Here is a 5,873-nt window from a genome sequence, read left to right on the forward strand (position 1 = left end):
AGAGTCAGCTTAGTAAAATATTTAACTTTCTGGAACTATCAGACTTGCAGACCACCCCAAAAAGCTATACTTAACGACAGGTCATTTTGGACTGGTGTTTTGAGGACTTTTTACGCCGGTGATGACAAGCTGATCTATCTTTACTCCGATAATCATAAATTAAGCCGGAGTCACGATGACCACCGCCCGTAAAAACCTGATCGATACAGCCAGCACACCGTACTACCACTGTATGGCTCTTTGTGTTCGCCGGGCTTTTCTCTGTGGTAAAGATGCATTCAGTGGCAAAAACTATGAGCATCGCAGGGAATGGGTGGTTGACAGCCTGAAAGAGTTGTCCGGGGTATTTGCTATTGAAGTCTGCGCCTATGCTGTGATGTCGAATCATTACCATGTGGTTGTCTTCATCAATCGTGAGTCCGGGGAGAGCTGGGATACCAAGGCCGTGTTACAGCGCTGGACAAGTCTGTTTACCGGGCCTCTGCTGGTACAGCGTTTTCTTTCCGGGGTATCACTGGATAAATCGGAGTTGCTGCGGGTAGAGGCGTTTGCTGAAGAATACCGCTCTCGTTTACTGGACATCAGCTGGTTTATGCGTTGCCTTAACGAGCATCTGGCAAGGGAAGCGAATAAAGAAGATGGTTGCAAAGGACGATTTTGGGAAGGTCGCTATAAAAGCCAGGCTTTACTGGATGAAGCGGCGTTGCTGACCTGTATGGCGTATGTTGACCTTAACCCAATCAGGGCAAAAATGGCCAGGACGCCGGAAACTTCAGAGTATACTTCCGTCAAAGAGCGGGCTACAAAAGCCAGTGGTGGGCGGTTCAGAAAACAGCATACTCACCTCAAGCCCTTACGTTCACAAGGGCAAAACCCGGAAGCTACTATTCCTTTTGCCCTGAGTAGTTATCTGGAGTTGGTGGACTGGACAGGGCGTATAGTTCGGCAGAACAAGAGAGGTTCTATTCCGGAGAACCTCCCACCCATTGTCGACAGATTGAAAATCGATCCGAATGAATGGCTGAAAACCATGAGTTGGAATAACCGTTTCCGTCGGGCAGTTGGCAGGCTGGGGTCTTTGAAAATCTACGCAGAACAGGTTGGCAAACAGTGGCTTCATGGTATGCGCATCAGTCAGTCGATGTATCTTCAATAGCAGTAAGGTTGGAGTGTCTTACAAATCTTTCTGCTTCTGTAGACCTTGACTTGAAACATTTGGCAGGGGCTGTCGCCTATCTTTTCTCACCGAAGATTATCCTTTGACAAAATAATATTCGAGCCCAGCTGTATGAGGTCATGTTTCGCCATGTGTTGAGCATCTGGGAATAAACCGGATTTTTTCGTATTTGCCCTCTGTACTTAATGTGCGCCCTTTTCCTTAAGTTATTGTGACTATGGTTTAGTTTATGATTTCCGGAAGAAAGGAAAATTAATTGAAGAGGCAGCTTAATAATTTATGGGTGTCTTTTAAATCTGTGTGGGTGTCTTTTAAATCTCTCGACCTGATTTTCGACTTCTCACAAGGCAATGGAAATAAGAAAGTCTTTCTACTCAGTGGCGATGTTCACTGTGCGGCAATCTTCCAGCTGCGCAAGAAAGAATCAGATGCCCGTGTATACCAGCTTACCTCCAGCGCCATTACCTATGCGAAAAACCTGCCTTCCTGGCTGGTGAAAAAACAAGTAGAGGACACAGGGTTGCTGAGTGGGCGAGATGACATCGAATTCAAACGGTTATCCCCGGTTGAAGCGATTAACAACTTTTCCATCATTACTGTAGAACCTGCCGGTGACGACGTGCTTGTGCACTTTGATCTGTATGGTCGACCGAAAAAAGATAAAGGCATGCTGATGTATGAAAGGCTCAGTATGTAACGTGGTGTGTTGCTTTCTTTGTGTGACATAAGGTCACATCTGAGAATTTTTTAAAGCATTAAATCAGACTTAGGGTAGTGGGTTTTGGCCTGCAAACGGTGTGAATTGATTTTTTAAAAAAATGCTTTTCAGCAAGAAAAATAAAGAAGGAGTTTGTGATGGGAATTCTGGAATTTATCGGTGGTATTTTCAAGCCCGCTGCTGATTTGATCGACAATGTACATACCTCAGATGAAGAGCGTCTTGAGCTGAGAAAACAGCTGGATGAAATTCAGGCAGGGGTTCAGTTAAAAATGATTGAGCTGGAGCATAAAGTTCTTGAGTATGAAACAAAGGTTTTAGAGGCACAGCAGGCGGTCATTACTGCTGAAGCCCAGGGGAAAAGCTGGATTCAAAGGAACTGGCGGCCTATTTTAATGATGGTCATCATCGCCATTGTCGCCAACAACTATGTGTTGTTTCCATACTTAAGCCTGTTTACCGATAAGGTAACTATGCTGACGTTGCCAGAAGAGCTGTTCAACCTGCTGTCTATTGGGGTTGGTGGTTATGTTTTAGGCAGAAGTGGTGAAAAGATTGCCCAGTCATTACGACGTCAACCGAAGGATCAGTAATCTTATTCTCTGAGAGCTTGATGGACAGTGGTTGCTCTTCATCAATACTGCAAGCAGTGGACAGGTAGCCGATGTCTACCAGCTGGCCAAAGCAGGGTGCACTGGTAAGGATATGGCTACCTGGGTTCTCTGGCTTTTGTCTCTTCAACGATGATCAAGGAATGACAGTTTTACATTATTGAGCCGCCTGTTTCAGTCGATTTCAGTATTCTCTGATAAGGGGTTTTTGATATTGATTGTGTGCAAGTGGCTATAGTAAGACTTTTCAGAGGCGAGTTTGTGATATGCCGATTGCTGCGTTGAATGACATTGATCTGTACTATGAAGTTCATGGTTCCGGACCCGCCCTGATGATGGTTGCCGGTCTGGGCAGTGACTCCCAGAGCTGGTTGCCGGTGATTGATGAGCTTGCCAGGCACTTCACCTTAATCCTTCCCGATAACAGGGGCTGTGGCAGAACGACTCCCCATGAGGTGGACACCACCATTGAGCTGATCAGTGATGACTGTATGGCGTTGCTTGATGAGCTGGGGGTTCCATCCGCCATTCTTCTCGGTCATTCCATGGGGGGCTTTATTGCACTGGATTGTGCAATTCGCTATCCGGATAAGGTTTCCCAGCTTGTTCTGGAAGGTAGTGCGGCCTTCTGCTCCGCCAGAAATCGCTGGCTTCTGGATGAGTTTGGATCTTACCTGCAAGGTGGAATGGAACCTGCCCAATGGTTTCGCAGCCTTTACTATTGGCTGTTTTCTCCTCGATTCTTTGAAGACCCGCAGGTGGTGAATGAGGCAGTAAGACTGTCGGTTGAATACCCATATCCCCAGAGCCTGCAGGCTTATGAGAACCAGTCACGGGCAATAGCGGCCTTTGATTGCCGGGATACACTGCCTGCCATCCATCAGAGAGCACTGATTCTTCATGGCACAGAGGATATCCTGTTTCCACCGGAAGCGTGTGTTGAAATGCTGCAGGTCATTCCCGGCGTCAGTATATCAATGATTGAAGGAGCAGCCCATTCGATTCATATGGAGTACCCGACTGCTTTTATCGAGCATCTAAAACGCTTTATCAACAACTCAATCAATAGTAAAGGCTGAATGATAGACTGTTAATTTATAGAGGCATGCTCAAGTCATGTTTAACTGTATTCAAGCGCTATCGATTATGCTGTATAACCTCTATGAAAAGACCATTCTTATCATAGAGGTTGACCATGGCCTATTATTAAGAAATAGGTTTCAGCGTCATTTCTCCAACTCTTCCAACTCTCTTGACTAATTGATCAAGGCTCTGATCTGTTCTCACTTTGTTAACTTTATCAGGATCAATGTCCATCAATATCCTGGATAGGAATGCATTTCTACGGGCATCTTTAATAAAGTTATTATAGTGTGGGTGACTTTCGCCTAATACCTGTCTTACTTTCTGCCTGTTCTTTGGGTTTCTGTATAAGGTCATTCCGAATTGATTTTGTCTCAGTTGACCAAAAACGGTCTGGGACATTGGGTCAGCACACCCAGTATCATCAATACCAATAACTATTTGTTTCTGTTGCAGCAGTTGGCCTGGCACATCGGTGAGTGTGACCGGGTTAACCATATCGGAAGCACTCTTTCCAGCGTAAAGTGCTGCACACTCATGATTGCCGGAATCTTCAAGTAATATTTTTAATGCTTTTGCAGGAGTAGATTTTACGCGTTCGTCCGTTGGATTGAGTGTCAACATAGCTCTAGCTGAAGGGGAAGAAATATCCACACTATTTTGTAACATACCATCCCGTGCATTGGTTTCTATATTGATAACGCTCTGGATTAATTTACATAGCTGTTGTCTTCGATCACCTGGTATTCTGGTATCAGCTGTCATTACACGCTCCAGTTGCCTGACATAGTCCACTGGAGGAGTGTAACCATAAACCATTAATGTTCTAAGCAGCTCTGCAGTAATGTTTGTACTCCTGCCAACCTGTTGAAAATAGCGGTTAAGCTGACGAGTTAACATATCATGTAACTCAGGGTTATTGCTTTCAGACAGGTCAAACTGTGCCTGATCAAGTACTGATAACAGTAGATGATAGCGTTGCTGGTCATGGTCCAGGGTTTGGGTGGTTCTACCAACACCAAGTGTTCCATTCATTTCCTCAATCATTCTTTCTACAAGGCTGTGGCCGGTGCTGGCACTGGTAGAATCAACCCTGATTAAAATGTCTGGACGTTCATTTGCCATCTTGATTAAACAATGTGTTCCCTCACGAGTAGTTAACTCAGAGGAGCTGCCCTCAATATGCTTTGCCATGACATTATGTTCTGCCAACTGCTCAAGGGGAACTTTATCCAGACAAAGGCTTCTGGATGTCCTGTCTGCAAAGGCAGGTCTGCCTCCCGATTGAGCAAGCAGCTCATGCATATACGGATCAGTGGCATAATCTTTCGGTGTTTTACCATTCACCATAATATTTGGGTTAACGCCGGATTGTAGAATCAGGTACACGAGTGTATAAAGATTTTTCTTTACAGCATAAGTCAACAGGGTTTCCTGCTGACCGTCAATATGAAATGTCCCGAATGTTAGAGCTCCTGTATTGTCGTTTTTCAATAGTGTCATCATTGCCCTTTGAATATAGGGTTCGGCAGCTTTCTCTGATGAGCCGTCGGGTGACTTGAGCTCAATAAAATATGGTAGCAAGGTTTTTGCCTGCCGGACTTGTTCACAAGTAGATTGAAGCGGTTTTGAATGTATACAGGGGGGAGTTTCTGGGGGGCTTACCTTTGGTATTGGCTGGCCGTTAAGAAAACGGTCAAATATTCGCAATGCTTTCATGTGAGCACGGATTTTAGGACAACTGGTGACAATATGTTTTCTTAGGTGGTCGTTAGATTCTTGACGCTGTTTTATTTCAGCAACGGTTTCCAGACTGACCATTTTCCAGTTTGCACCTTTTGCAAGTAAGGCTGGGATGATGACAGTTTCAAGTTGACGTGCCCTCATGTTTCGATATCTCTTCCTTTCTCCTTTACTCTCCATGTCTCCAACAATACCTTTTTCATAAACTGTAGGAGAATCAAGTTGGATTGCTTTATCCAGAAGTTGGGATAGATCTTGTGCCGATATTTCAACGTCATTTAGCTTTTGAAGGAATTGATCAAAATCATAGGTTTGCAGTAGCGAGGGAGCCTGTAAATAATTCTGTGTAAACGCCACCAAAACTATTACTCCTTGAACCGGTCAGGAAACATAATTTCAAACCGGTTCATGGCTGCTTTCCAGTTCCTGATCGGCATGGTCCATTTCTCGGAAGCTTTTTCCATGGCCAGATAGATTACCTTCATGACTGACTCATCAGTCCGAAAAATCTTCCGGTTCTTGATCGCCTTACGAATGACGC

The 5,873-nt window shown here is 44.8% G+C and carries 5 protein-coding genes and 1 pseudogene; 4 read left to right on the forward strand and 2 right to left on the reverse strand.

The genetic code is table 11. The features are described 5' to 3' along the window. The first annotated feature begins 175 nt into the window (after positions 1–175). The 4 genes from AK963_RS35860 (at position 176) to AK963_RS24520 (ending at position 3,585) form a co-directional block, all read left to right on the forward strand. Positions 176–1,156 carry a transposase gene (locus AK963_RS35860; protein WP_066018016.1) on the forward strand — a complete coding sequence of 327 codons (981 nt, stop codon included), beginning with the start codon at positions 176–178 and terminating at the stop codon, positions 1,154–1,156. Positions 1,157–1,481: 325 nt separating this feature from the next. Continuing rightward, entirely contained in the window at positions 1,482–1,874 is a 393-nt protein-coding gene (locus tag AK963_RS24510; protein WP_139117635.1) for a metallophosphoesterase family protein, read from the forward strand. Positions 1,875–2,032: 158 nt separating this feature from the next. Continuing rightward, positions 2,033–2,488: a 3TM-type holin gene (locus AK963_RS24515; RefSeq protein WP_066018018.1), complete on the forward strand. Its 456-nt coding sequence runs from the start codon at positions 2,033–2,035 to the stop codon at positions 2,486–2,488. Between the two features lie 284 nt (positions 2,489–2,772). Continuing rightward, positions 2,773–3,585 (forward strand): alpha/beta fold hydrolase, encoded by an 813-nt coding sequence (locus AK963_RS24520; RefSeq protein ID WP_066018019.1) that lies wholly within the window; start codon positions 2,773–2,775, stop codon positions 3,583–3,585. A 127-nt stretch (positions 3,586–3,712) separates the two neighbouring features. Here AK963_RS24520 and AK963_RS24525 read toward each other — a convergent pair whose 3' ends face one another. Next, positions 3,713–5,689, reverse strand: a complete 1,977-nt coding sequence (locus AK963_RS24525; RefSeq protein WP_139117636.1) for a hypothetical protein — start codon at positions 5,687–5,689, stop codon at positions 3,713–3,715. An 8-nt stretch (positions 5,690–5,697) separates the two neighbouring features. Next, positions 5,698–5,873: pseudogene (locus tag AK963_RS35865) on the reverse strand (IS256 family transposase); the annotation flags it as partial.

It is taken from the genome of Endozoicomonas atrinae, from assembly GCF_001647025.1.
GTDB classification, from domain to species: Bacteria; Pseudomonadota; Gammaproteobacteria; order Pseudomonadales; family Endozoicomonadaceae; genus Endozoicomonas; species Endozoicomonas atrinae.